This window comes from Tahibacter aquaticus (assembly GCF_004363655.1).
Classification (GTDB): domain Bacteria; phylum Pseudomonadota; class Gammaproteobacteria; order Xanthomonadales; family Rhodanobacteraceae; genus Tahibacter; species Tahibacter aquaticus.
The window spans coordinates 15247-40529 of the sequence record NZ_SNZH01000016.1 but is presented as its reverse complement, the minus strand read 5'-3'; the positions used below and the strand labels follow the sequence as shown (position 1 = coordinate 40529).

Here is a 25283-nt window from a genome sequence, read left to right as displayed (position 1 = left end):
ACATAAGGCGTGGCGCCGTTTTACGGGGTTTTCCTGCAGGTTTTGCCGGCTCGCGCAGGCCTGTATCAAGCCTGGGCGCAGGCGGTGAACTTGTATGAAAAAAGCGGCCATGAGGCCGCTTTTGTTCAGTCGATACAACTAGAGCGACTATCAGTGCGGACGCACCGGCTGCGGCTCCGCCGCCTCGTCGCGCTTGGCTTCTTTTGCGGCTGTCTCCGGTTCGCGCTTCTGTACTGGTGTCAAAGGCCGCTCCAACGCGATATCCAGCACTTCGTCGATCCAACGTACCGGATGGATTTCCAGCGTCTCGGTGACATTCTTCGGAATATCGACCAGATCCTTCTTGTTCTCTTCCGGAATGATCACGGTGGTAATGCCACCACGATGGGCTGCCAGCAGTTTTTCCTTGAGCCCGCCAATCGGCAGCACGCGGCCCCGCAGCGTGATTTCGCCGGTCATCGCGACTTCGGAGCGCACCGGCACCTTGGTCAGGGCCGATACCAGCGCCGTGCACATTGCGATGCCCGCGCTAGGACCGTCCTTGGGCGTAGCGCCTTCGGGCACGTGAATGTGGATGTCGTATTTCTGGTGGAACTCCGGGTCGACACCCAGGCTCTCGGAACGGCCACGCACCACGCTCAGCGCCGCATGGATGGACTCCTGCATCACGTCGCCGAGCTGGCCGGTGTGAATGAGCTTGCCTTTGCCCGGCACTACCGTGCCTTCGATGCTGAGCAGATCGCCGCCGACCTGGGTCCAGGCCAGGCCAGTGACCAGGCCAACTTCGTTCTGCAGCTCAGCGCGACCAAAAGTAAACTTCTGCACACCGAGGTATTGATCGAGATTGGCCGAATCGACGGCCAGCGCGACAATCTTCTGCTCGACCTTGGCTTTCCTGGTCTTGCCCTTTTCCTTGGGGACTTCCTTCGCTGCGTCCTTTTCCGCGCTTTCGCGCATGCTCAGTTCCTTCACTACCTTGCGGCAGATCTTGGACACTTCGCGCTCCAGGTTGCGCACGCCCGATTCCCGCGTGTAGTAGCGGATGATGTCGCGAATCGCCTCCACATCGACGCTGATTTCCTCGGGTTTCAACCCGTTCGCCTTGATCTGCTTGGGCAGCAGATACTTGCGCGCGATGTTGATCTTCTCTTCCTCGGTATAGCCGGGAATACGGATCACTTCCATGCGATCCAGCAGCGGCGCCGGAATATTGAGCGAATTGGCCGTCGCGATCCACATCACTTCGGACAGGTCGAAATCGACCTCGAGGTAATGGTCGTTGAACGCGTTGTTCTGTTCCGGATCCAGCACTTCGAGCAGCGCCGACGACGGATCGCCGCGGAAGTCCATCGACATCTTGTCGATCTCGTCGAGCACGAACAGCGGATTGCGCGTGCCGGCCTTGGACATGTTCTGCACGATGCGGCCCGGCATCGAACCGATATAAGTGCGGCGATGACCGCGGATCTCGGCCTCGTCACGCACGCCGCCCAGCGACATGCGCACGAAATGGCGGTTGGTCGCCTTGGCGATGGACTGGCCCAGGCTGGTCTTGCCCACGCCCGGCGGCCCGACCAGGCAGAGGATCGGCCCCTTCATCTTGTTTACGCGCTGCTGCACGGCAAGATACTCAAGGATACGTTCCTTGACCTTCTCCAGGCCGAAATGATCTTCGTCGAGCACGTCCTGCGCGCCCTTGAGATCCTTGCGCACCTTGCTCGTCTTCTTCCACGGCACACCGACCAGCCAGTCGATGTAGTTGCGCACGACGGTGGCTTCGGCCGACATCGGCGACATCTGCTTGAGCTTGTTGAGCTCAGTACGCGCCTTGGTCTCGACCGGCTTTGGCATGCCGGCTTCGTTGATCTTGCGTGCCAGCTCGTCCAGTTCGTTCGGCGCCTCTTCAAGATCGCCGAGCTCTTTCTGGATCGCCTTCATCTGCTCGTTGAGGTAATACTCGCGCTGGCTCTTCTCCATCTGCGACTTGACCCGGCCGCGGATACGCTTCTCGATCTGCTGCACGTCGATCTCGCCGTCGACGAAGCCCATCAGCGCTTCGAAGCGGTCGCCGACGTCGGTCATTTCCAGCAGGCGCTGCTTGTCGGCAAGACGAATCGACAGGTGTGCCGCAATGGTATCTGCCAGGCGGCTGGGATCGTCGATGCCAGCCAGGGTGGCGAGCAGCTCCTGCGGCACCTTGCGGTTGAGCTTTACAAATTGCTCGAAAGTGGAAACCAGCGAGCGCGACACCACCTCGATCTCGCGCTCGGAACGCGAATAGCGCGCGTCCAGCGGCTTGGCACTGCCGACCATGACACCGTCGCGCTCGCGGTAGCCGAGAATCTCCGCACGCGCAGCGCCTTCGACCAGCACCTTGATGGTGCCATCAGGCAGCTTGAGCAGTTGCAGCAGGGAAGCCAGCGTGCCTACCGAATGCAGGTCGCCTTCGCGCGGATCGTCCACGTCGGGGCTGCGCTGGGCGACCAGCAGGATCTGCTTGTCGCCCTCCATCGCCACATCGAGCGCGCGAATCGATTTCTCGCGGCCGACGAACAACGGAATGACCATATGCGGGTAGACAACGACGTCGCGCAGCGGCAATACCGGCAGTTCGAGCAGACGCGAGTCGGAAGAGACGGTTTTTTCGGATTTGTCCATGTAGCGACTTCCTGGCGGCGGCCGTCAAGGCCGAGCGAATCGGATAGGTTGAGCCTGAGCGCAGGCCACTGGAGCGTCAAGTGCGGTCGCAGTGAACGAATGCAAGAAGGAACATGCGAGTTGCGTGCCGAAACGCCTGGACAGCGCGGCAAAACAGCGTATAGCGAGGTAGCGTAAGCGGGCTGGACGCAGCGACTGCAGCGCAGCTGGCAGGGGCGCGCGGCATTCTGCCGGCGCCCCGGATGTCGGCGTTTTACTCGGCAACCGCGCGCGATTGCAGGTTGCCGCGGTAGATCAGGTAGGGCTCGGCCTGGCCGTTGATGACGGCCTCGTCCACGACGACCTTGCTCACATGTTCCAGCGAAGGCAGCTCGTACATGGTGTCGAGCAGCACCTGCTCGAGGATGGTGCGAAGCCCGCGCGCGCCGGTCTTGCGCTTCAGCGCCTTGCGCGCAACCGCCGTCAATGCTTCCGGGCGGAACTCAAGCTCTGCACCTTCCATCTCGAACAGTTTCTTGAACTGCTTGACGATCGCGTTCTTGGGCTCGGTGAGGATCTTCACCAGGGCCGGCTCGTCCAGCTCTTCCAGCGTAGCAAACACCGGCAACCGACCGACGAACTCGGGAATAAGACCGAACTTGACGAGGTCCTCCGGCTCGACATCGGCGAGTACCTTGCCGACGGAATTGGTCTGCTTCTTACTTTTCACGTCGGCGGAAAAGCCGATGCCGGTCGATTCGCCGCGCTGCTGGATGATCTTCTCCAGCCCGGCGAAAGCACCACCGCAAATGAACAGGATGTTCTTGGTGTCGACCTGCAGGAATTCCTGCTGCGGATGCTTGCGCCCACCCTGCGGCGGTACCGAGGCGATCGTGCCTTCGATCAATTTCAGCAGAGCCTGCTGCACGCCTTCGCCGGATACGTCGCGGGTGATCGACGGGTTTTCGCTCTTGCGCGAAATCTTGTCGATCTCGTCGATGTAGACGATGCCTGTCTGCGCCTTCTCCACGTCGTAGTCGCATTTCTGCAACAGCTTCTGGATGATGTTCTCGACGTCCTCGCCGACATAGCCGGCTTCGGTCAGCGTCGTCGCATCGGCGATCGTGAACGGCACGTTGAGCAGGCGCGCCAGCGTTTCCGCCAGCAGGGTCTTGCCCGAACCGGTAGGTCCGACCAGCAGGATGTTCGACTTGGCCAGTTCGACCTCGTCGCTCTTCTGCCGGGTTTCCAGGCGCTTGTAGTGGTTGTAGACCGCGACGGCGAGCGTCTTCTTCGCACGGGTCTGGCCGATAACGTACTGATCCAGCACGTCCATGATCTCGCGCGGCTTGGGCAGATGGCTACGCGCGCTGGCGGCCTTTTCCTCAAGCTCTTCGCGGATGATGTCGTTGCAAAGCTCAACGCACTCGTCGCAAATGAACACGGATGGACCGGCAATCAGCTTGCGGACCTCGTGCTGACTCTTGCCGCAGAACGAACAGTAGAGAATCTTCCCGCTGTCGCTCGAACGGCCCTGCCGATCGTCAGTCATGCTCTGCCTCAAAAAACCGGGATAACGTATTCGTCACGGAGAATAGAACCCGCTACGCCCATGGCGCAAGCGCAGACGTACTGGCGGGTTCAGTATGGCCGGACGGCTCAGACTCAGGACTTGATGCTGTCCGCCGGTCGCTTTTCCAGTACGGCGTCGATAAGACCGTACTTTTGCGCTTCCGGGGCGGACATGAAATTGTCGCGATCCGTGTCCTTGGCGATGATTTCGATCGGCTGGCCGGTGTGCTTGGCCATGATCTCGTTCAGGCGCTGGCGAATGGTGAGGATTTCGCGGGCATGGATGTCGATGTCCGAGGCCTGGCCGGAGAAACCGCCCAGGGGCTGGTGGATCATCACGCGGGAGTTCGGCAGCGCATAGCGCTTGCCCTTGGTGCCTGCGGTCAGCAGCAGCGCGCCCATGCTGGCAGCCTGGCCGATGACCATGGTGCTGACATCGGGCTTGAGGAACTGCATGGTGTCGTAGATCGCCATGCCGGCGGTAACCGAGCCGCCCGGGCTGTTGATGTACAGGTTGATGTCCTTGTCGGGGTTTTCCGACTCCAGGAACAGCAACTGCGCCACCACGACGTTGGCCATGTAGTCGTCGATGGGACCGACCAGGAAAATCACGCGTTCCTTGAGCAAACGCGAGTAAATGTCATAAGCGCGCTCGCCGCGGGAGGTCTGTTCGACCACCATCGGGACGAGATTCAGGCTGCGCATCGGTTCGAAACCCTTGGACATGGAGCACTCCGGAGCAAGTCGGCCCGGGCCAGGGGCGGTAATGCGGCCTGCGGGCCGGCAGCGTACTGCGCGGCCTGCCTGCAAAGCCAGGAAGGGACCGGCATAACCGGTCCCTTCGCAAGGGGCTTACGCCGTGGGGCGCATCACGTCATTGAAACCGAGCTTCTGCTCGATCGCCTTGGCGTGATCGGCGATCCATTCGGTCACCTGATCCTCGATGACCCGGCTTTGCAGCGCGGACATCAGTTGGGGATCGTTGTTATACAGTTCAACCACCTGTTGCGGTTCTTCATAGGTGGAAGCGATCGTCTGCAGCGTTTCGCCGACGCGCCGGGTATCCAGGCGGATGTCGTTCTGCGTGGCGATCTCGGTCAACAGCAGGCCGGCGGCGACACGGCGGCGTGCCACGTCGGCGAACTGGTCGGCAGTGAAGCTGGCGTTCTGGCCCTGCTGGCGGGCCTGGGCCTCGGCCTGGCGCACCAGCGAAGCGGCCTCGGCCTGGAGCATGCCCTGCGGCAGGTCCAGCTCGGCATAGGCGGAAACCAGCTTGTCCACGACCTCGTTCTTGAGGCGGCCGAGCAAGGTCCCCTTGAGCTCGCGCTCCAGGTTGGCCTTGACGTCTTCGCGGAACTTCTCCAGGCCACCGTCGACGATGCCGAAGCTGGCGAAGAAGGACTCGTCCAGCGCTGGCAGTTCCGGCATCTGGACGCGCACGATCTTGACGGCGACTTCAGCCTGCTTGCCGGCCAGACTTTCGTTGCGGAAATCGGCGGGGAAATTCAGGGACAGATTCTTTTCGTCGCCGGCCTTGAGGCCGACCAGGCTGTCTTCCAGTTCCTTGAACAGCGCGGCCGAGCCGATCACGGTGCCGACGCGATCCTGGCCTTCGGCCGGGAAGCGGTAGTCACCCGCCTGAGCCGAGTATTCAAACAGAACCATGTCGCCAGCGGCGGCGGGACGCTCTACCGGCTGCCAGCTGCGGCGCTGCTGGCGCAGCGTGTCGATCATGGTATCGACATCAGCATCGGTCACTTCCGCGGCCACTCGCACGATTTCCAGTGTGGTCACGTCGACCTTGCCGATCTCGGGGACGACTTCGAAGGTGGCGGTGTATTCGATCTCGCCGTTGCTGGTCGCACCCGTGGTGTCGACCGACGGCGGCATGGCCGGACGCAGCTTCTGGTCCTGCAGGGCCTCGGGCAAGGTCTGGCGGATCAGTTCCGACAGCGCTTCGCCGCGAACCTGTGCACCGAAGCGCTGCTCGATCACCTTGGCAGGCACCTTGCCGGGGCGGAAGCCATTCAGGCGGACATTGCGGCCCAGGTCGGAGAGGCGGCGACGCACCTGAGTGTCGAGCTGGTCGGCCGGAACCCGCACGGTGAGCTTGCGCTCGAGTTTGCCCACGTTTTCAACGGAAACTTGCATTGTTGCTCCTCGAACGGCAATCGGCCGCGGGCTCGCTTGCGAAGCGATCACGCGGCCACGAATACTGATCTGGTGCGAACGGAGAGAATCGAACTCTCACGGGTTGCCCCACTGGAACCTAAATCCAGCGCGTCTACCAATTCCGCCACATTCGCACACCTTCGCACACCCTTGTGGGCTAGCGATTGCGCTTTACTTTGCGGAAAGCCACGTGAGGACCGACGAAAGAAGGTGGTGGGCCGCCCCAGACTCGAACTGGGAACCTACGGATTAAGAGTCCGCTGCTCTACCAATTGAGCTAGCGGCCCACGAAAATTGGGGTGGATAATGGGATTCGAACCCACGACCCTCGGAATCACAATCCGATGCTCTAACCGACTGAGCTATATCCACCGCAAAACTTACGATCGCATTGGCGCGCCCGACAGGACTCGAACCTGCAACCGTCGGCTTAGAAGGCCGATGCTCTATCCGGTTGAGCTACAGGCGCAGTCTCTGGCTATGCGCGGTTGGTCGGGGTAGAGGGATTCGAACTCTCGACATCTAGCTCCCAAAGCTAGCGCTCTACCAGGCTGAGCTATACCCCGTCAGTCCAGACTTCGGTCACCCGTGACAATCCCAAAGAACGGGAGATGTTACGGGTGCCCAGCTATACCGTCAATCGTCCAGGGGTATGGCCTGCGCCATCGACCAACTGCATTGCGACACTGTTGCCGTCAAACAAAAGGGTGCCGAAGCACCCTGAATAAATGGCGCGCCCGGAAGGATTCGAACCTCCGACCACCAAGTTCGTAGCCTGGTACTCTATCCAGCTGAGCTACGGGCGCGCACTAAACTTTGCCGTCCCTGCGATTGGCGACGCGTCCTTTGCGCCGCCCCGTCGCTGCGTTGCCGCCCCGACGAGAAGCGGAATTATTCGGATCTACAGGGGGCTCGTCAATAGGTTGGCGAAATTTTTTTGCGATCAGTGCCGAATCGCCCACCCCAGGCAACAAATACAAATATTAATTTCTGAATTAATAGCCACGCGGGCGAGTTGCGCCTACGCGACCGCCTCCACGACAGTCGGCCTCGCCGCCAATACAATCAGCGACGCCCCGCCAACGGCACAAGCCCGCGCTGAAAGGCCCCCAGGAGCTGCGCAAGCGCGGATGACAGGAACAGGACGCCCCCACCCCGCAGCATCCGTGCAGCGGCCCTACGGCCGCACGACGGCGCGTACCGGCGAACGCCGCCAACCAGCTGCAGGCACTGCTTCAACAGACGGCGAAAAACCCACAAAAAAAGGACCTTGCGGTCCTTTTTCAGTATCTGGCGGAGAGAGAGGGATTCGAACCCTCGATAGAGCTTTTGACCCTATACTCCCTTAGCAGGGGAGCCCCTTCGGCCTCTCGGGCATCTCTCCGGGTTTTGTTTCGCAGCGACCGTGATTGCTGGCCGTTGGCGAGGCGCGGAAGAATAACGACTTGCCAGCGCCGGGTAAAGCCCGGAGTTCAGCTTTCGCCGCTACCGGTAGCTGGATCCTGCTCGCGCTTGATGCGCTGGTAGATCTCTTCGCGATGAACTGCAACATCTTTGGGCGCATTGATACCAATACGGACCTGGTTGCCCTTCACTCCCAGCACAGTGACCGTGACCTCGTCTCCGATCATCAGGGTCTCTCCGACCCGGCGAGTCAGAATCAGCATCGTTCGTCTCCTTTCGCCTTACGTCCCGGCCTACGTCCTGGCATCGCACTAGTTGAAATAGCTAATGCACACGGGACCGTCTCGGCAGCTACTAGAGCTGATTCCGCGGTCCTCCCCGTTGCTCACGACTCGCGAAAATCCGCGAGTCGTGTCAGCCGCCACTGAATTTTTTACTTGCGAATTGGGGGCGACCACGCCGCGCCGATACTAGCGGACACCCACCAGCCACGCAATTGAAGTCAGGCATTACTTTCGTCAGATTGCGCCGGCCACAATACCCACCAAAGCGCAGTCGGGGCCTGCTCACTATCACGCAAAAAGGATCAGCAAAACGTCTACGTCAGTTGCTGTTCGACCCAGTTGCGCACAGCGGACAAGACGTGCGGCAACTGCGCAGTGTCCTCGCCGCCGCCCTGCGCCAGGTCCGGACGCCCACCGCCCTTGCCGTTGATCTGGCGCGCAACGAAGCCGACCAGATCGCCCGCCTTCACCTTACCCAGCGCTGCACCCTGTACACCGGCAGCAAGGGCAATTTTGCCCTCGCTGCCCGCGGCCAGCAGCACCACACTGTCGGGCAGGCGTGCCTTGATCTGGTCTATGCCTTCGCGCAGGCCCTTGGCGTCCAGGCCGTCCAGGCGCGCCACGACGAGTTTGATGCCGCCCAGATCCTGTGCTGCTTCGGCCAGCTGTGCCGTGGCAGCTCCTGCGGCCTTGGCCTTGAATGACTCCAGCTCGCGCTCCATCCGCTTTTGCCGCTCGAACAGCTGGCGCAGTTTTTCCGCCGCCTCGCCACTGCCCGAACCGAGCAACTGGGATACCTCGTCCAACCGGCGCTCCTCCTCGCGCACGAAAGCCAGCGCGCCGGCACCGGTCACGGCCTCGATGCGGCGCACGCCAGCGGCAACGCCGCTTTCGCCAAGGATCTTGAACAGGCCGATATCGCCAGTACGTCCGACGTGCGTGCCGCCGCACAGCTCGGTGGAAAAATCGGCAAACTTCATCACTCGCACATGCTCGCCGTATTTCTCGCCAAACAAGGCCATGGCGCCGAAATCGATCGCGTCCTTGTAGGCCATGTTGCGCACGTCGGCGGCGGCGTTGCGGCGGATCTCCGCATTGACCGTGTCTTCGATCGTGCGCAGCTCTTCCGCCGTTAGCGGCTGGAAATGTGAAAAATCGAATCGAAGCCGGTCGGGCGCGACCAGCGAGCCCTTCTGCGTCACATGCGTGCCAAGCAACTGGCGCAGGGCAGCGTGCATCAGGTGCGTCGCCGAGTGGTTGAGCACCGTCGCCTGACGCCGGCCCACATCGATCTCGCCATGCAGCGCTTCGCCCAGGCGCAGTGTCTTGCCTTCCCAGCGGCCGACATGGCCGTGGAAAGCGCCCGCGAGCTTGACCGTATCGCGCACGGTGAAACGGCCATAGCCGCTACTCAGGCTGCCGCTGTCGCCGACCTGGCCGCCGGATTCCGCATAGAACGGCGTGCGGTCGAGCACCAGGGTGGCTTCCTCGCCGTCGCCGAGCTCGTCCACCAGGCGCGAACCGCGCACGATGCCGACGAGCTTCAGTCCGTCGGCGACATAGACCGGTTCGGCATGCCCCAGGAACTGCGTCGTCGGCAGTTGCTGGATCGCTTCGGCCGAGAGCGAAACCTTGTTTTCGAACTGACTGCCCGCGCGACCGCGAATGCGCTGCTGCTCCATTTCCGCGTCAAAGCCGGGCATGTCGACCGACCAGCCATGCTCACGGGCTACGTCGGCTGTCAGATCAACCGGAAAACCGTAAGTGTCGTAGAGCGTGAACGCGATATGGCCCGGCACGGTTTTCGGTGCATTCTCGATGCCAACGTGCTGGGTGTCGTCCATCAGCGCGGACTCGAGCAGCTTCATGCCGTTCTCAAGCGTCTCGGCGAAGCGCTCCTCTTCCTTTCGCAACGCGCCCTCGACGAACTCTCGTTTTGCCGTCAGGTCGGGGTAAGCCTCGCCCATCATGTCGATCAGCGGACCGACCATCTGGTGGAAAAAGGGCTGTTTCTTGCCCAGCATGTAGCCGTGCCGCAACGCTCGCCGGATGATACGGCGCAGCACATAACCGCGCCCTTCGTTGGACGGCAGCACACCGTCGACGATAAGGAAGGAACAGGCGCGGATATGGTCGGCAATCACGCGCAGCGACTTGTTTTCCAGATCGGCCGTCGCCGTCAGTGCCGCGGCAGCCTTGATCAGATGCTGGAACAGGTCGATCTCGTAATTGGAATGCACGTGCTGCAGCACCGCGGCGACGCGTTCCAGGCCCATGCCGGTATCAACGCACGGTGCCGGCAACGGTGTCAGCGTGCCGTCCGCAGCGCGGTCGAACTGCATGAACACGTTGTTCCAGATCTCGATATAGCGATCGCCGTCTTCGTCGGGCGAGCCCGGCGGACCGCCGGCAATGTGCTCGCCGTGGTCGTAGAAGATTTCGGTGCAGGGGCCGCAGGGGCCGGTATCGGCCATCTGCCAGAAATTGTCCGACGCATACGGCGCGCCCTTGTTGTCGCCGATGCGGATGATGCGGTCGGCCGGCAGGCCGACCGTCGTGTGCCAGATGTCGAAGGCTTCGTCGTCGGTGTGATAGATCGTGACGAGCAGGCGCTCCTTCGGCAGCTTCCATACCTCGGTCAGCAGCTCCCAGGCATAGACGATGGCGTCGTGCTTGAAGTAGTCGCCGAAGCTGAAATTGCCCAGCATTTCGAAGAAGGTGTGATGGCGTGCGGTATAGCCAACCTGGTCCAGATCGTTGTGCTTGCCGCCGGCACGCACGCAGCGCTGAGATGAGGTGGCGCGCGTATAGCTGCGCTTTTCCGACCCCAGGAACACATCCTTGAACTGCACCATGCCGGCATTGGTGAACAGCAGGCTCGGGTCGTTGCCCGGCACCAGCGGGCTGGAGGGCACGATTTCATGCCCCTTGCTCTTGAAGAAATCGAGGAAACTCTGGCGGATCTCGGCACTGCTGCGCATGGCGGTCGTCGTCGTTGAAGGCGAAAAGCGGACACGCCGCAGTGGCGACCGGCCAGGATGCGAGGGAAGTGCGGATCAAGCTGCCGTCCCGTGCAGATCGGGATCGAATTCGCCGCGACGGAGTACCGCACCGGTTACTGGAGAGCCGGCGCGCCCGTTCAGGCCATCCCTAATCGAACTCCTCGGCGGAGTCGTCCACGTCGTCGGCGTGGGTAATGGCCCTTACTGTGGCGGCATCAAAGCCACGGCGCAAGAGGAATGCCGTGCGCCTGTGCGTTTCCTGACGGTCGGTAGAGGCGTCTGATCCGAAGCGGCGACGGTAGATCTGCCGTGCCAGCACCAGCCAGTCGGTGCCTTCTTCTTCCAGTGCCTGGCGCGCCTCGGCATCGGCAATGCCGTGGGTACGCAGCTCGGCCAGGATGCGCCGCGGCCCCTGGCCCTGGCCGACGCGGCTGCGCACCAGGACGTGGGCGAAGCGCTCGTCGCTCTGGAACGACTGCTGCTGCAGCTTTTCCAGCGCCTGATCGGCCTCGTCGGCTTCATAGCCGGTGTGATCGAGCTTGCGCTTGAGTTCGCGCTGCGAATGCTCGCGCCGGGACAGCAGCCCCAGCGCCTTGCCGTAGGCGCTAGGCAGCGGCTTTTTCCTGTCGTTGCGGCCGCTGCTGCCGGCAGCACCGCTGTCGTCGCGCTTGCGTCTCATGTGCCGCCTGCCGACGGACGCGGACGCCGCGCGGCGCGGCCGGCAACCCGCCGACGATCAGGCGCCAACCGGGTCACGCCGGCGACAGGCCGCATGCCGTACCTCACGCCGCCGATCAGGCTTCTTCCGGCTCGAAATCCGGGGTGGCGGCAACAGCGCGCTTCTCCGGCATCATCTTGATGCGCAGAGCCGCTTCCAGCTGGGCCGCCGCATCCTTATGTTCCTTGAGGAAGTTGCGTGCATTGTCCTTGCCCTGGCCAATGCGCTCGCCGTTGTAGCTGTACCAGGAACCGGATTTCTCCACCAGCTTGTGGTCGACGCCCAGGTCGATCAGTTCGCCTTCCTTACTGATGCCTTCGCCATAGAGGATTTCGGTAAAGACCTGCTTGAACGGCGGCGCCAGCTTGTTCTTGACGACCTTGATCTTGGTCTCGTTGCCGATGATCTCGTCGCCCTTCTTGACCGAACCGATGCGGCGGATGTCCAGGCGCACCGAGGCATAAAACTTCAGCGCATTGCCACCGGTCGTGGTTTCCGGGTTCTGCCCTGGCATCATCATGCCGATCTTCATGCGCAGCTGATTGATGAAGACCACCAGGCAGCCCGATTTCTTGATGTTGCCGGTCAGCTTGCGCAGGGCCTGGCTCATCAGGCGCGCCTGCAGGCCGACCTGCATCTCGCCCATCTCGCCCTCGATCTCGGCCTTGGGCGTGAGCGCCGCCACCGAGTCGATCACGACCATGTCGACGGCATTCGAACGCACCAGCATGTCGGTGATTTCCAGCGCCTGCTCGCCGGTGTCGGGCTGCGACACCAGCAGGTCGTCGACATTCACCCCGAGCTTTTCCGCATAGCTGGGATCGAGCGCATGTTCGGCATCGACGAAGGCTGCAGTACCGCCGGCGCGCTGGCAGCTGGCGATGGCCTGCAGGGTCAGGGTGGTCTTGCCCGAGGATTCCGGACCGTAGATCTCGACCACGCGGCCGCGCGGCAAGCCGCCTATGCCCAGGGCCATGTCCAGTGCGAACGAGCCGGTGGAAATGGCGTCGATGGGCTCGGCAGCCTTGTCGCCCATGCGCATCACCGTGCCTTTGCCGAACTGCTTCTCGATCTGGTTCAGGGCCGAAGTGAGCGCCTTGCGCTTGTTGTCGTCCATTGCCATTGTTAATTCCTCGTCTGGATGGGGTTTGCGCGGCGCATGCTGCCGCCCGGCGTTCTCACGGGCCGAGACAGCACAGCAGGGGCGGGTAACGCGGGGATTATTCCACACCCCGCCCACCCCGGCCCGCACCGGTACTTGAACGCGTCAGTTGCTCAGAATTTTCTGAACGCCGACCAGGGCTGCGGCAACCGTCTGGCGCCGTACCGACTCGCGGTCGCCGTCGAAATGGAACACTTCGGCCTTGGCGTAGCCGCCGCGGCGCTTCCAGCCGATCCAGATCGTGCCGACCGGCTTGCCCGGCGTGGCGCCGCCCGGGCCGGCAATGCCGGTCACGGCGACGGCGACCGAGGCGCCGTAGCGCGCCAGCGCACCGGACACCATTTCCACCACCGTTTCCTGGCTGACCGCGCCATGCTGGGCCAGGGTTTCCGGGCGCACGCCGAGCAGGGCCTGCTTGGCTTCGTAGCTGTAGGCGACCAGGCCGGCCTCGAACCAGGCCGAACTGCCGGCAATGTCGGTCAGGGTCTTGGCAATCCAGCCACCGGTGCAGGATTCGGCCGTGACCAGCATCTGGCCGCGCTGCTGCAAGGTTTCGGCAACGGTCTGGCCGAGACCGACCAGCTCTGCATCATCGGGTGCACCGGACTGCGGCATCTAGGCGTTCCTGCGGGGTGGCTGAGGCGTCGGATCGGCATGGCCACGGCGTTGCCGCGGCGCAAAGACCCGGAGTGGTGCTGCGACAGCCAAACTTCAAGGGACGGCGAGCCAGCCCGGCTCCGGCTGCAGTCGGCCGTCCTTGCGCGCCAGGCCAAGCATCCAGACCTGGTCCAGGCCGTGGCGCCGCTGCGCCGTCCAGCTGATCGGCGGCAACGGCCCCAGCCGGCGCTGCTGTACCCGTTGCAGCTGCGCCAGCAGGCGCTCCCGCGTGAGCTCGTGCCCGGCCTGCTGCAACAGCTCGACCACCAGACCCAGGCCAGCCTCGGCCACCTGTGCCCGCACGACCGCATCCGGCGGCGCCGCCAGCGCAATGCGGATGCGCTGGCCGGCTGGCCAGGGCAGCTGCTCCAGTGCGCAGCGCGCGGCAACGCTGTCGCGCATCAGCAAGGTGCGGGCTGCAGTCGCCGTCAGCGCTGCGCTGCAGTCCTGCCGTAACAACAGGGCCGTGTCGTCGGCGGCGGCAACCGATGCCAGCACCCGCTCCTGGTCAGCCGCTGACGCGGTGATCACAAAGCCGCTCTCGCCCGGCGCCGCATCCGCCGCCGCAAACACGATGGTCGGCAAACCGTCGCTCCGCGCCGCGGCGAGACTCGCACTGCCGTCGGCACTCGCATCGATCAGCAGCAGCAGATCGTCGTCGCGCCGGGAAACGATCTCGATGCGCCGGCCGTAGACCGGAGCCAGCGGCGGTGTCAGCGCTGCACCGATCACGCCGATGCGCAAGTGGTCGCTGCTCACGCCGGGCTCCTGCCGCTGCTCCAGCACGGCCAGATAGGCAAGCAGATCGTCTGCATCGGCCTGGCTCAGGCCATAGCGCGGCATGGCGGTATCCAGCGGCCGGCCCGCTACATCGAACCCCATGGTGATGGCGCGGCGCAGACGCGCCGCGTCGTAGGCCGGCCGTTCGCGCCGCTCGTCGCGCAGCGGCCGCGCCAGCACGCTAGGACGTATATCGGCCGGACGCACGCCACCTTCGCTGCGCCCGCGCCCATCCGCGCCGTGGCAATTGATACAAGGCAACAACGTTGCCGGCACCGTGTCGCCCGGCCCAACCGTCGCGTCGATCGGCGCGCCGCGGGCAGACTGGCCGCTGCGGAAAATGCTTTCGCCGCTGGCGACGGAGCCCGCCAATGGAGCCGACCCCCACAAAAGCGCGGCGAACAGCAGCGCCGCTGTCATTCGCCCGCGCTACTCGCCAGCGCTTCGCGTATCGCCCCGACCAGGGTCGCCGCATCGGCCAGGCCGTCCAGACGGCGCCAGGGCCGTGGCGATGCGCGCTCGTCCAGCAGCAGCACGATGGGCGCATGCGCCGCCGGGTCGGCGGCCGAGGCGCCGAGCGAACGCGCCAGCGTGTCTATGTCGGCGCGGGCACCGGTAACCAGGGTCCAGCCCGGCCTGGCGCCGAGCGCTGCGCTCCAGCGCGCCAGCTGTTGCGGCGTGTCATTGAGCGGATCGATGCTGACCGACAGCAGGCTGACACGTGCCGCATCGTCGCCGAGCATTTTCTGCACCTGCGCAAAACGCGTACCCAGCAGCGGGCAGATCGTCGTGCAGCGGGTAAAGATGAAATTGATCGCGACGAACCGCCCTTGCACCAGGTCGCGATGGAAACGCAGCGCCTGGCCGGACTGGTCCTGCACCGGCACATCGGCAATGCGCCCGGCGGCGACTTCGCCCTGGACTACCGGCGCCGGCGGCGCATGCGCCGCGTGATCGTGGCCGGCCGCGCGGGCAGCGACCGTCGCCGCGGCCAGGAACAGGAATGCCGCCGACAGTCGGGCGCTGGGCATCGTCATCGCTCTCCGCAGTGGCTCTGTGCAGTACATCCGCAGCCGGCAACCCGGCGCCGCTCCGGCGCGACAGTAGCTGGTTGCCGCGACACTGTGCAATCGTCGCACAAGTTTTTTTCGGCATTTTTCTCCTGCATCGCCGGCAGCAGGCGGCGTCGCGCCAGGGGCAAGGGAATTACGCCATCCGCGTGATAGTTCCCGCCATCGTTTTGCGCCTGCACCAAGAGCAACACCGGCGCTTCACTTGGGGTGCGCGCCCAGTATTGTGCAGCATGCAAATTTTCTATAAATCTATTACTACCCGCCATCAGCATTCGCCAATCGCGAGGTGAATCATGCGCTTATCTTTGCGGCCGTGGTCGTACGCCGGCACAGCCCTGTTTGTGTGCGCACTGTTTTCCCCGGCGCAGGCGGCGGATACCCCGGCAAAAGGCCATTGCGACAGCACCGTGCGAGCCGACGTCGTCGCGCTGGACCACGCTTTCCAGGTCAACCGCCTGGGCACGACACGTACCGACGGCGAGATCTATGCCCTGCGCACCGATGTCGTCTCCAGCGACGAGACCAGCAAGGACCTCAAGCCCGGCCAGGTGATGCTGCGGCCCGACAAGCGCCCGCGCCCGCTGGTGCTGCGGGTGAATGCCGGCAGCTGTCTGGAAATCCGGTTCACCAACCTGCTTGCACCGGCGCCGGCGGACGTGATGCAGCCGGTGACGCGCACCGCCTCGATACACGTGGCCGGGCTGCAGCCGATCGACAGCATCGCCAGCGACGGCACCTGGGCCGGACAGAATCCGCAGATCGGCAACGGCCAGCTTTCCGGCCTGGTCGAACCCGGCGCCAGCATCGTCTATCGCCTCTATGCCCAGGAAGAAGGCACCAACCTGCTCTACAGCACCGCCGGGCAGTACAACAATTTCAACGAAATGCAGTTGTCCACCGGCCTGTTCGGCGCAGTCCACGTACAGCCGCCCGGCAGCGAGTGGTATCGCAGCCAGGTATCCGAAGCCGACCTGCGCCTGGCCAGCAAGGGCAGCCTGCCGACGGGTCATCCGCAGATCGACTACGACGCGGTGTTCCCGCCCGGCCACGCCCAGGCCGGCCTGCCGATACTGCGCATGCTCGACAGCAACAACCAGATCGTCCACACCGACCTGACTGCGCTGATCACCGGTCCCGGCCGCGGCCCGCTGAGCATCGCCGCCAGCGACAATCCCATGCTGCCCGAACGCAACCTGCCGTTCCGCGAGGTGACCGTGATCTATCACGAGTCGCAGGACGTGGTGCAGGCCTTCCCGTATTTCATGTCGGCGAAGAACAGCCAGGTACCGCGGGAAGACGCCGGTGCGGACACCTTCGCCATCAACTACGGCATCGGCGGCATCGCGCCGCAGGTGCTGGCCAACCGCATCGGCGTCGGCCCGGCGCAGGATTGTCCCGAATGCAAATTCGAGGAATTTTTCCTCAGTTCCTGGGCCATCGGCGATCCCGCCCTGGTCGTCGACGTACCAGCCAACGCGCCCTGCACCACGGCCGAACTGCAAGACCTCACCGTCAAGTTCAACGCCGACCCGCTCACCTTCGAGCCGGCCAAGCCCTGCCAGCCGCAGACCGGGCGCAAGGCGACCAAGGCGTTCTATCCGGATGACCCGTCCAACGTCTACCACGCCTATCTCGGCGACCATGTGCGCTTCCGCGTACTGCATGCCGGCGCCGCGGTACACCATGTACACCACCACCACGCCCACCAGTGGCTGCGCTCGCCCGAGAGCAGCCAGAGCAACTACCTCGATTCCCAGGCCATAGGCCCGGGTTCCTCGTTCAGCGCGGAACTGGTATTCGGCGGCAGCGGCAATCGCAACCTGACCACCGGCGACTCGATTTTCCACTGCCATTTCTACCCGCATTTTGCCGCCGGCATGTGGGCGCTGTACCGCGTCCACGACGTGTTCGAAGCCGGCACGGCACTGGATGCCGGCGGCCGGCCGCTGGCCGACGCGCGCGCCCTGCCCGACGGCGAAATCCAGCGCGGCACACCGATTCCCGCCATCGTGCCACTGCCGCAGTACGCCATGGCGCCGCTGCCGGCCAGGGTGCATATCGTCGACGGCCAGGCCAAGGTGGAAGGCAGCGGCCATCCGGGCTTTCCGTTCTTCGTGCCCGGCGTGGCCGGACACCGGCCGCCGCACCCGCCACTGGATTTCGCCACCGATGCCAAGACCGGCGAAAAACTCGACGGCGGCCTGCCGCGCCACCTGATTACCGACGCCACCATCGCCAACGAACAGCACACCGCGCTGGACTGGTCCAAGGATCTGCACACGATCAAGGCCTACGAGCTGCCCGAAGACGGCACGGCGCTGGAAAAGCGCGCCATCGCCTATTTCTCCCAGCCGCAGCATGCCAGCGTCACGCCCGAGGCCAGGCCCGCGCCGTTCAAGGTCAACGGCCTGCCACGCGGACCGCAACCCGGCGCACCGTTCTCCGACCCGGCCGTGGTCGACGGCAAGCCGGTCGGCAACGAACTGCGCCGGTATAAAGGTGCAAACCTGCAATTAGATGCCGTATTCAACAAAGCCGGCTGGCACTACCCGCAGCAGCGCATCATGTCGCTCTGGGGCGACGTGAAAGACTACGTCGAAGGCCGCCGCCCGCCCGAGCCGCTGTTCTTCCGCGCCCACAACAACGACGTGATCGAGTACTGGCATACCAACCTAGTGCCGGCGTATTTCGAGCTCGACGACTTCGAAGTGCGCACGCCGACCGACATCCTCGGCCAGCATATCCACCTGGTGAAGTTCGACGTGATGGCCTCCGACGGCGCGGCCAACGGCTTCAACTACGAAGACGGCACCTTCAGCCCGGAAGAAGTGCGCGAACGCATCGAAGGCATCAACCGCAGCGGCGGGCTGTGGGATCCGGCCCAGCGCAAGCAGCGCAAGCTGCATCCCAAGGCCATCGCCGAACTGGGCAACGGCCCCGGCGCCGAAAGCCAGGCCTGGGTCGGCGCCCAGGCCACGGTACAGCGCTGGTGGCTGGACCCGCTGATGCAGCAGCCCAATCCGGTCAATGAAAAAGACCGCACCTACATGACCGTGTTCACCCATGATCATTTCGGTCCGTCCACGCACCAGATGATCGGCCTGTACGGCGGCCTGCTGATCGAACCGGCCGGCTCGACCTGGACCTCCCTCGACGGCAAGACCGAATTCGGCCGGCGCGACGACGGCGGCCCGACCAGCTACGCCGCGAACATCCTGTTCAAATCTGCGGCCAGCCAGGCCGACAACTATCGCGAGTTCGCCCTGGAATGGGGCGACACCCAGCACGCCTATACCCAGGGCAGCAGGCACCGGCCCGACTGCTACCGCTACACCGATCCCGACGGCAGGGTCGTTGAACAAAGCCCACCGGATTTCAACTGCATTCCGCTCGCGCCGAACCAGAGCTACTACGGCTGGGCCGATCCGGCCCATGTACTCAACTGCCTGAACTGCCCGCCGCAGCCGGTGGCGCAGAATCCGCAGTCGCTGATTCCCAACCTGCCCGGCGCCGCGCCCTGGCCGCCGCAGCCGCTGATGGTGACCGACTTCGGCGCCGGCATGATCTCGATGAACTACCGCGGCGAGCCACTGCCGCTGCGCGTGTTCAAGCCATTGGTGACCGATCCGGCTGCCGCGCCCGATGCAGCCGACCTGTCCGCCGCCTACCGTTCCATCCCGCGGCAGGATCCGGCCTTCTCGCGCCAGCCCACGCCGGGCGCACAGATCAACCCGATGTGCAGCGGCGCCGGCTGCTTCACCTTTCCGCGCGACCCGATTTCCGCCGGCATGAACCCGGCCGATCCGTATACGCCGCTGCTGCACGCCTACGAAGGCGACAAGGTGCAGATCCGCCTGCTCGCCGGCGCGCACACTTCCATGCACGATTTCACCATGCATGGCGTGCGCTGGCTGGCCGAACCGTTCGAGCCCGACTCGGGCTACCGCAGCACCCAGTTCATCATCCTGTCCGAGCACTACGAGCTGCTGTTTGACCTGCCGCGGCTGAATGCAAAAGCGCCGGTCGACTATCTGTACAACCCGGATGCCTCCTACGAAGGCCTGACCAACGGCGCCTGGGGCCTGCTGCGCGCCTGGAACACGGCCGATCGCCAGCCCTTCCTCAAGCCGCTGTACGCCGATGCGGCAACTAAAACGGCCGACGCCTACGGCCCGCCGCCCGGCATGACGACCGACTGCTCCAACGGCAAGCCCTGCATCCGCGAATACGAAGTGCATGCGATGACGGTGCAGCGCGCCCTCGGCCGCAACGACGCCGCCCTGGTCTACAACCGCCGCGGCGCCAATCTCGGCAACGGCGAAAGCGACACCGGCAACCCGCTGCAGGATCCGCTCGGCCTGGTCTACGTCAGCGTGCCCAAGGGCCAGCCCTACCAGCCGCAGGAAACGGTGGAACCGCTGGTCCTGCGCGCCAATGCCGGCGACTGGATCCATGTCACCCTGGTCAATACCTTCCGCGGCGACGAGCCGGTGTTCTCCGCCTACGAAGCCGCCTCGCGCTTCGGCCTTACCTATGCGGCGCCGTACAACTTTGTACAAATAGCACCATCGCCCCAGGTCGGCCTGCATGCGCAGCTGCTCAGCTACGACCTTCGCAGCAGCGACGGCGCCAGCGTCGGCGCCAATGCCGTACAGACCGCCGCGCCCGGCGGCAAGACCGACTACTGGTGGTATGCCGGCCACATCGACAACGGCCAGCAGACGCCGGTGGAATTCGGCGCCGTCAACCTGCTGCCGTCCGATCCGCTGATGCAGGTCTACCACGGCCTGTTCGGTGCACTGGTGGTGGAGCCGGCCGGTTCGCGCTGGCAGGCCGACCCGACCTCGCAGGCGCAGGCCACGGTCTGGTCCGGCGACACGGTATTCCGCGAATTCGTGCTGCTGTACCAGAACGACGCCAACATGCAGACCAACGGCCATTCCTGGTGGGAAACCGGCAATCCGCTGGCTGGCTTCAACTACCGCTCGGAACCGGCCTGGCTGCGCTTCGGCAGCCTGCTCGACAGCGCCATGGGCAGCGACGCACCGCAGGACTGGCGCAATCTCAGCCAGGCCGACGTGACGAATGTTTCCCTGCTGCCCATGTCGCTGGTCGACCAGACCGCGACCACCGCCAACGTACTGGTCGGCGCCGAACCGCAGACGCCGATACTGCGCGCCCCGGCCGGCATGCCGGCGCGCTTCCGCCTGCTGATGCCCGGCGGCGACGGCGACAACCAGATCGCCTGGGAACTTACCGGCCATGTCTGGCAGGAAGAGCCCTACAACAGCAACTCCACCCGCATCGGCTACAACCCCAAGTCGCAAAGCGCCAGCACCTTGACCGGCTACGGTGCCGCCAGCGCCTACGACGTGGTGCTCGACGACACACCGGGCACCACGCCCGCAGGCGGGCGCTATCGCGTCGGTGGCGACTATCTCTACCGCGGCTGGACGGCGAACATGTTCCAGGCCGGCGCCTGGGGCCTGTTCCGCGTCGCGCCGTGGACACCGCAGCCCGGCGGCGCAGCCCTGCCCGATACGGTCGGCATCGACAGCGTCAGCACTCTGCCTAATGGCAATAAAACCATTCGTGGATTTGTCACACCCTGCCCGGTCGAGGTACACGATGCCGCCGGCCGCCGCGTCTGCGAAGCCGGCAGCACGGTGCGCGAGGTTTCCCTGGGCACCTTCGGCAAGGCCGCCGTGGTGAATGGCCGCTGGACACTCAGCGGCGCGCGCCGCGTACCGGCCGAATTCGACGTGCGTTCGCCCGCCGGTGGCATTGCGCGCTGGGGTCAGGCGCAAGGCGCGCAGTACGGCGCAAAGGCCCTTCCGCTGGAATCGGCTGGGCCCAGGGCCACGGCACCACTGCTGCGCACGATTCCGAACAAGCCCAAGCGCGGTCCGCGCCAGTGAAGACGCTGCTGCTCGCCCTCGCCCTTCTGCTGGCGCCCACGGCGCACGCCGCGTCGCAGCGGCAGCAGGCGCTGGACCAGGGCATCGCGGTCGACTTCGACGCCGTGCCCGGTGCCCAGCCCGGCGATCCGGTCGCGTTCCGCTTCCAGCTCAAGGATTCGACCAGCGGCCGGCCGATCAGCGGCATACGGCCGGCCGCCTGGCTGGGTCTGCGCCGCAATGCCGGCGATACACCCGCGCCATGCAAGCAGCAGATCGCCGGCTATCTGGCCGGCGATCTGTTCAAGCGGGCCGAGGTCGATCTCAACAGCTATTTCGTGCTGGCCCTGAACGACGAGGCCAGCATCAGCGTGGTCGATCCCCTGTTCGGCTTCGGCGGCAGCAAGCTGCTGGCCCTGCTCGACCTGGAAAAACCCGGCGCCGACTGGCTGCTCACGCCTGAGCGCGAACGCCTGTTCGTGTCCATGCCGCAGGCGAACAAGGTCGCCATCGCCGATACCGGCAGCTGGCGCATTGTGCGCACTGTGGAAACCGGCCCCAACCCACGCCAGCTGGTACAGAGCGCGGCCGACATCTGGGTCGCCGACGACGCAGGCATCAGCCGCATCGACCGGCGCAGCCTGGCAGTAGAGCGAATGGCCCTGGGCGCGGTCACGGCGATCGAGGTCGACGATGCTGGCGATTTCATCCTCGCCGCAGCAGGCGACCGGCTGCATGTCGTCGATGCCCACGACGGCAAGCTGCTCGGCACGGTCGAGCTGCCGGGCCAGCCACAGCGGCTGGCCTGGTCCAGTGCGGCCAAGGCGGTGTATGCACTGGATGCCGCTGCCGGCCAGGTATTCGTACTCGACCCACGCCAGCGCGCCCTGCGCGCGACGGTCAGCGTGGAAAGCGGTGCCAGCCAGATCCGCTTCGCGCCGAACGGCCGCTTCGCCCTGCTGCCGAACCCGCAGCGCAACCGCCTGCAGGTGCTCGACGCGTCCAGCGACAGCATTGTGCAGAACGCCGACGTTCCCGACGGCCCCGACCAGGTCAGCTTCACTCCGTTGCTGGCCTATGTGCACCGGCGCGACAGCGAAATCGTGCAGATGATTTCTCTGGAACAGATCGGCCGTGCCGGCCAGCGCCTGGGCGTGGCGGAATTTCCCGCCGGCCAGAACGCCCTGGGCGCCGCACCGGAATTCGGCGCCGACACTATCGTCGCCGCACCGGAAGGCCCGGCCGTGCTGGTGGCCAATCCGGCCGACAAGATGATCTACCTCTACCGCGAAGGCATGGCCGCGCCGGCCGGCGGCTTCCGCACCTACGGCCGCCAGCCGCGCGCCGTGCTGGTGGTCGACCACGGCCTGCGCGAAGGCCAGCGCGGCGACTACGCCACGCGCATGCCGGTGAGCAAGGCCGGCACCTACGACGTGGCGCTGTTCGCCGACTCGCCCCGCCTTGCCACATGCTTCACCTTTACCCATGTGGACAACAAGCCGGCCGCGCCGCCGCTGCCGCGGATCTATGCCATCGATCCGCCGCGGACGCTGAGCGTAGGCCAGCCTGCCCGGCTGCGCTTCGCCCTGCTCGACGGCGCCGACGGCCACCGCCGCCAAAGCAGCGACGTACACGGCCTCACCCTGCTCGCGCCGGGCACCTGGCAGCGCCGCAGCACGCTCGCAGCGCGCGCCGACGGCAGCTACGAACTGCAATTCACCCCGCCGCAGCCGGGCATGTACTACGTCTGGATCGAGTCCGAGTCGCTCGGCCTGGCGCGCCGGCACCGCCAGTTCCTGATCTACGAAGCCAGGTAACTCGACCATCGTGGCCTGCAACAGACACTTCGACAGCAGCTCGCCCGACCTGGCCGCACAGGACCTGCTGCTCGCTCGGCCAATAGCGGAGGCGATTGGCCTTCCTCCGCAGCGGCGGCGTGCGCGGCCAGTCCAACCCTAAGCCGTTTCCGAATCACCCGTCACAGGCCACCAGGAGCACCCGCCATGTCGAATACCCCAGGCAATAGCACGGCCAATCCGCTGACGAACACGACCGCGACACCGGTCACGCCGAATTACGTGTTCGATGCAGGCAGCAGCACTTACCAGCTGCAGGCCTTCACCACACCGGCCTGCAACAACGACTTTCCCGACGATGCAGATTCCTATGCCCGCCTCGCTGCGCTGTGGAGCCAGAACGTCGACGGCTTCACGCGCCAGGCTATTGCCGGCAATCCCTGGAACTCGCTGTACTCGTCCGCACAGACCGCCTACTACAACCCGCTGGCCACGCCGATTCCCAAGGGCAATGGCGCGGTCGACGTGGCCTGGATCGCGTTTCCGAACCGGCTGATCCAGTACCTGGGCCAGAACCAGCTGCCGCCGAACCCGTACAACCTGCCGCAGAACCAGCTCTACGTGCTGGCGGATTCGGGAGAATTGTCCAAATATCCCATTCCCAGCGTGCGCTGCCCGCAGCCCGACTGGAGCGGCGAACTGCAGCCGTTCGGCCCCTATGGCCCGCGCGGCTGGCTGGACGAATACTGCGAATTTGCCGTGGTGCGCGATGCGGCCAACAAGATCGTGCGCATCGATTTCACCTGCGAAAACCCCGAGTACTACCAGACCCTCTGGCGCATCAGCCCCGAACGCGTCTGCGCCGTCTACGAGCAGGCGCTGAATACCGGTGCGCCCCAGAGCCAGTGGGTCAGCGTCACGGTCGCCGATCTGCAATTGCTCGACCCGGTCAGCGGCAAGCCGGTGATCGATCCGGAAACCGGCCGTCCTGCCTACAACCCGCTGAACCGCTTCAATAGCGGCACGCTGGCCGTGCGCGGCGCTACGCCGGCCGAGTGCAGCGGCGGCGCCATGCACCTCACCGCCACGCCGAATACCTTGCAGACCGAACTGGGCCTGGGCGCCGGCGCCACCGTGCAGCGCAGCCAGGGCAATACCGATCCGCAGGCGCTGATCTGCTGCGGCCAGTACGGCCAGAACTACCGCAACAGCGATCCGCATATCGGCCAGACCATCAACCTCGCCGTCGGCGCCGGTACCAACATCTCGCTGGCCGATCCGCCGGGCCTGTATATCCAGATGCCCAGCTTCGCCCAGTACCAGCTGCCGGCCGATCCGAAACTGCCGGCCGGCGCCAGCGTCGCCGACTGCTGGCACATCATCCGCGGCTTCGAACACATCACCGATACCATCACCGGCCAGCGTTTCCCGGGCTCCTTCATCCTGCATGCGGCGTTCCAGATTCCGCAGTCCTGGATCGATGCCGGTGTCAGCTTCGGCATCAGCGACATCACCATCGCCGGCGCGCCGATCGAATACGGCTCGCAGGTGCAGGCCACGCTGGAAATCGCCCTGTTCGGCCGGCCCATCGTGCCGCCGCCGCAGCCTGCACCTGCGCTGGCCTGCGTGGTCTCGCCTGCCGTCGTCAGCGAAGCGCAGCCGCTGCAGATACTTTTCCAGAATGTCTGGGATGCGTACTACGGCACAACGGTGAACACGCCGTCCGGCGTCAGCATGGTGCTGGCCAGCAACTCCAGCATCATCCCACCGACCATCTATGCCGGCGAAAAGAACGTCGCCCTCGCCCTGACCTACGCCGCCCCCCTGGGCAGCGTGCCGCTGCCGGAAACGCAATGGCCGACGGTGTATTTCACCAATGCCGACGGCAGCATCGACAGCAGCGTGTCGGTCAGGGTCAGCGGCTACAGCGAAACCGTCACCTACGCCGTGCCGGGCAATACCTATCCCAGCCCCAGCCAGCTGCTCAACCTGTCGGTGTCGGTCGCCGGCAACTCGCCGGCCGGCGTGCGCGGCATCGTCATCGTGCCGGCAGGCCAGGTGTTTTCCAGTTCGCTCACCCCGGCACCGGCCTTCCTGGTCGTTGCCTCGTCCAGTACCCAAGCCTGAGG

Annotated in this window: 14 protein-coding genes and 7 tRNA genes; 3 read left to right on the top strand and 18 right to left on the bottom strand. The window is 64.8% G+C overall.

Annotated features, from left to right (window positions below; genetic code table 11):
- Window positions 1–150: 150 nt before the first annotated feature.
- The 18 genes from lon to DFR29_RS21975 all read right to left on the bottom strand — a co-directional run bounded on the left by lon (window position 151) and on the right by DFR29_RS21975 (window position 15419).
- Entirely contained in the window at window positions 151–2658 is a 2508-nt protein-coding gene (gene lon / locus DFR29_RS22060) for an endopeptidase La (protein WP_133820811.1), read from the bottom strand.
- 253 nt (window positions 2659–2911) lie between these two features.
- Window positions 2912–4189 (bottom strand): ATP-dependent Clp protease ATP-binding subunit ClpX, encoded by a 1278-nt coding sequence (gene clpX, locus DFR29_RS22055; protein ID WP_133820810.1) that lies wholly within the window; start codon window positions 4187–4189, stop codon window positions 2912–2914.
- 113 nt (window positions 4190–4302) lie between these two features.
- On the bottom strand, window positions 4303–4914 hold the full coding sequence (clpP, locus tag DFR29_RS22050; protein WP_208113684.1) for an ATP-dependent Clp endopeptidase proteolytic subunit ClpP: 612 nt from the start codon (window positions 4912–4914) through the stop codon (window positions 4303–4305).
- Window positions 4915–5061: 147 nt separating this feature from the next.
- Window positions 5062–6360, bottom strand: a complete 1299-nt coding sequence (gene tig / locus DFR29_RS22045; protein WP_133820808.1) for a trigger factor — start codon at window positions 6358–6360, stop codon at window positions 5062–5064.
- A gap of 70 nt (window positions 6361–6430) precedes the next feature.
- Window positions 6431–6515: transfer RNA gene (locus DFR29_RS22040), tRNA-Leu, on the bottom strand.
- Between the two features lie 77 nt (window positions 6516–6592).
- Window positions 6593–6668, bottom strand: a tRNA-Lys gene (locus DFR29_RS22035).
- 8 nt (window positions 6669–6676) lie between these two features.
- Window positions 6677–6753: transfer RNA gene (locus DFR29_RS22030), tRNA-His, on the bottom strand.
- Between the two features lie 20 nt (window positions 6754–6773).
- Window positions 6774–6850: transfer RNA gene (locus DFR29_RS22025), tRNA-Arg, on the bottom strand.
- 20 nt (window positions 6851–6870) lie between these two features.
- Window positions 6871–6947: transfer RNA gene (locus DFR29_RS22020), tRNA-Pro, on the bottom strand.
- A gap of 163 nt (window positions 6948–7110) precedes the next feature.
- Window positions 7111–7187 (bottom strand) — tRNA-Arg (locus tag DFR29_RS22015).
- Between the two features lie 485 nt (window positions 7188–7672).
- Window positions 7673–7765: transfer RNA gene (locus DFR29_RS22010), tRNA-Ser, on the bottom strand.
- A gap of 88 nt (window positions 7766–7853) precedes the next feature.
- Complete coding sequence (gene csrA / locus DFR29_RS22005) at window positions 7854–8048, bottom strand: carbon storage regulator CsrA (protein WP_133820807.1); 195 nt, start codon at window positions 8046–8048, stop codon at window positions 7854–7856.
- Between the two features lie 335 nt (window positions 8049–8383).
- Window positions 8384–11050 carry an alanine--tRNA ligase gene (gene alaS, locus DFR29_RS22000; RefSeq protein ID WP_133820806.1) on the bottom strand — a complete coding sequence of 889 codons (2667 nt, stop codon included), beginning with the start codon at window positions 11048–11050 and terminating at the stop codon, window positions 8384–8386.
- A gap of 169 nt (window positions 11051–11219) precedes the next feature.
- Window positions 11220–11750, bottom strand: coding sequence for a regulatory protein RecX (locus DFR29_RS21995; RefSeq protein ID WP_133820805.1), 531 nt, complete (start codon window positions 11748–11750; stop codon window positions 11220–11222).
- Between the two features lie 115 nt (window positions 11751–11865).
- Window positions 11866–12906 (bottom strand): recombinase RecA, encoded by a 1041-nt coding sequence (gene recA, locus DFR29_RS21990; protein WP_133820941.1) that lies wholly within the window; start codon window positions 12904–12906, stop codon window positions 11866–11868.
- A gap of 150 nt (window positions 12907–13056) precedes the next feature.
- Window positions 13057–13566: a CinA family protein gene (locus tag DFR29_RS21985; protein ID WP_133820804.1), complete on the bottom strand. Its 510-nt coding sequence runs from the start codon at window positions 13564–13566 to the stop codon at window positions 13057–13059.
- 96 nt (window positions 13567–13662) lie between these two features.
- The gene (locus DFR29_RS21980) at window positions 13663–14808 is read right to left on the bottom strand and encodes a c-type cytochrome (RefSeq protein WP_133820803.1); all 1146 of its coding nucleotides are present in this window, start codon (window positions 14806–14808) and stop codon (window positions 13663–13665) included.
- A complete protein-coding gene (locus DFR29_RS21975) occupies window positions 14805–15419 on the bottom strand; it encodes an SCO family protein (protein ID WP_166654270.1) in 615 nt (204 codons plus the stop codon). The genes DFR29_RS21980 and DFR29_RS21975 overlap by 4 nt, the downstream gene beginning before the upstream one ends.
- A gap of 335 nt (window positions 15420–15754) precedes the next feature.
- Here DFR29_RS21975 and DFR29_RS21970 point away from each other — a divergent pair, with 335 nt between their 5' ends.
- From DFR29_RS21970 to DFR29_RS21960, 3 genes are all read left to right on the top strand, one after another.
- A complete protein-coding gene (locus tag DFR29_RS21970; protein WP_133820801.1) occupies window positions 15755–21379 on the top strand; it encodes a cupredoxin domain-containing protein in 5625 nt (1874 codons plus the stop codon).
- On the top strand, window positions 21376–23175 hold the full coding sequence (locus tag DFR29_RS21965) for a YncE family protein (RefSeq protein WP_133820800.1): 1800 nt from the start codon (window positions 21376–21378) through the stop codon (window positions 23173–23175). Before DFR29_RS21970 ends, DFR29_RS21965 begins: the two co-directional genes overlap by 4 nt.
- 186 nt (window positions 23176–23361) lie before the next feature.
- Window positions 23362–25281, top strand: a complete 1920-nt coding sequence (locus tag DFR29_RS21960) for a hypothetical protein (RefSeq protein ID WP_133820799.1) — start codon at window positions 23362–23364, stop codon at window positions 25279–25281.
- Window positions 25282–25283 lie beyond the last annotated feature (2 nt).

What these genes read in the sequence shown, in the direction of transcription:
- lon (WP_133820811.1), bottom strand. Translation starts at nt 2,658, where the DNA reads ATGGACAAATCCGAAAAAACCGTCTCTTCCGACTCGCGTCTGCTCGAA.
- clpX (WP_133820810.1), bottom strand. Translation starts at nt 4,189, where the DNA reads ATGACTGACGATCGGCAGGGCCGTTCGAGCGACAGCGGGAAGATTCTC.
- clpP (WP_208113684.1), bottom strand. Translation starts at nt 4,914, where the DNA reads ATGCGCAGCCTGAATCTCGTCCCGATGGTGGTCGAACAGACCTCCCGC.
- tig (WP_133820808.1), bottom strand. Translation starts at nt 6,360, where the DNA reads ATGCAAGTTTCCGTTGAAAACGTGGGCAAACTCGAGCGCAAGCTCACC.
- csrA (WP_133820807.1), bottom strand. Translation starts at nt 8,048, where the DNA reads ATGCTGATTCTGACTCGCCGGGTCGGAGAGACCCTGATGATCGGAGAC.
- alaS (WP_133820806.1), bottom strand. Translation starts at nt 11,050, where the DNA reads ATGCGCAGCAGTGCCGAGATCCGCCAGAGTTTCCTCGATTTCTTCAAG.
- DFR29_RS21995 (WP_133820805.1), bottom strand. Translation starts at nt 11,750, where the DNA reads ATGAGACGCAAGCGCGACGACAGCGGTGCTGCCGGCAGCAGCGGCCGC.
- recA (WP_133820941.1), bottom strand. Translation starts at nt 12,906, where the DNA reads ATGGACGACAACAAGCGCAAGGCGCTCACTTCGGCCCTGAACCAGATC.
- DFR29_RS21985 (WP_133820804.1), bottom strand. Translation starts at nt 13,566, where the DNA reads ATGCCGCAGTCCGGTGCACCCGATGATGCAGAGCTGGTCGGTCTCGGC.
- DFR29_RS21980 (WP_133820803.1), bottom strand. Translation starts at nt 14,808, where the DNA reads ATGACAGCGGCGCTGCTGTTCGCCGCGCTTTTGTGGGGGTCGGCTCCA.
- DFR29_RS21975 (WP_166654270.1), bottom strand. Translation starts at nt 15,419, where the DNA reads ATGCCCAGCGCCCGACTGTCGGCGGCATTCCTGTTCCTGGCCGCGGCG.
- DFR29_RS21970 (WP_133820801.1), top strand. Translation starts at nt 15,755, where the DNA reads ATGCGCTTATCTTTGCGGCCGTGGTCGTACGCCGGCACAGCCCTGTTT.
- DFR29_RS21960 (WP_133820799.1), top strand. Translation starts at nt 23,362, where the DNA reads ATGTCGAATACCCCAGGCAATAGCACGGCCAATCCGCTGACGAACACG.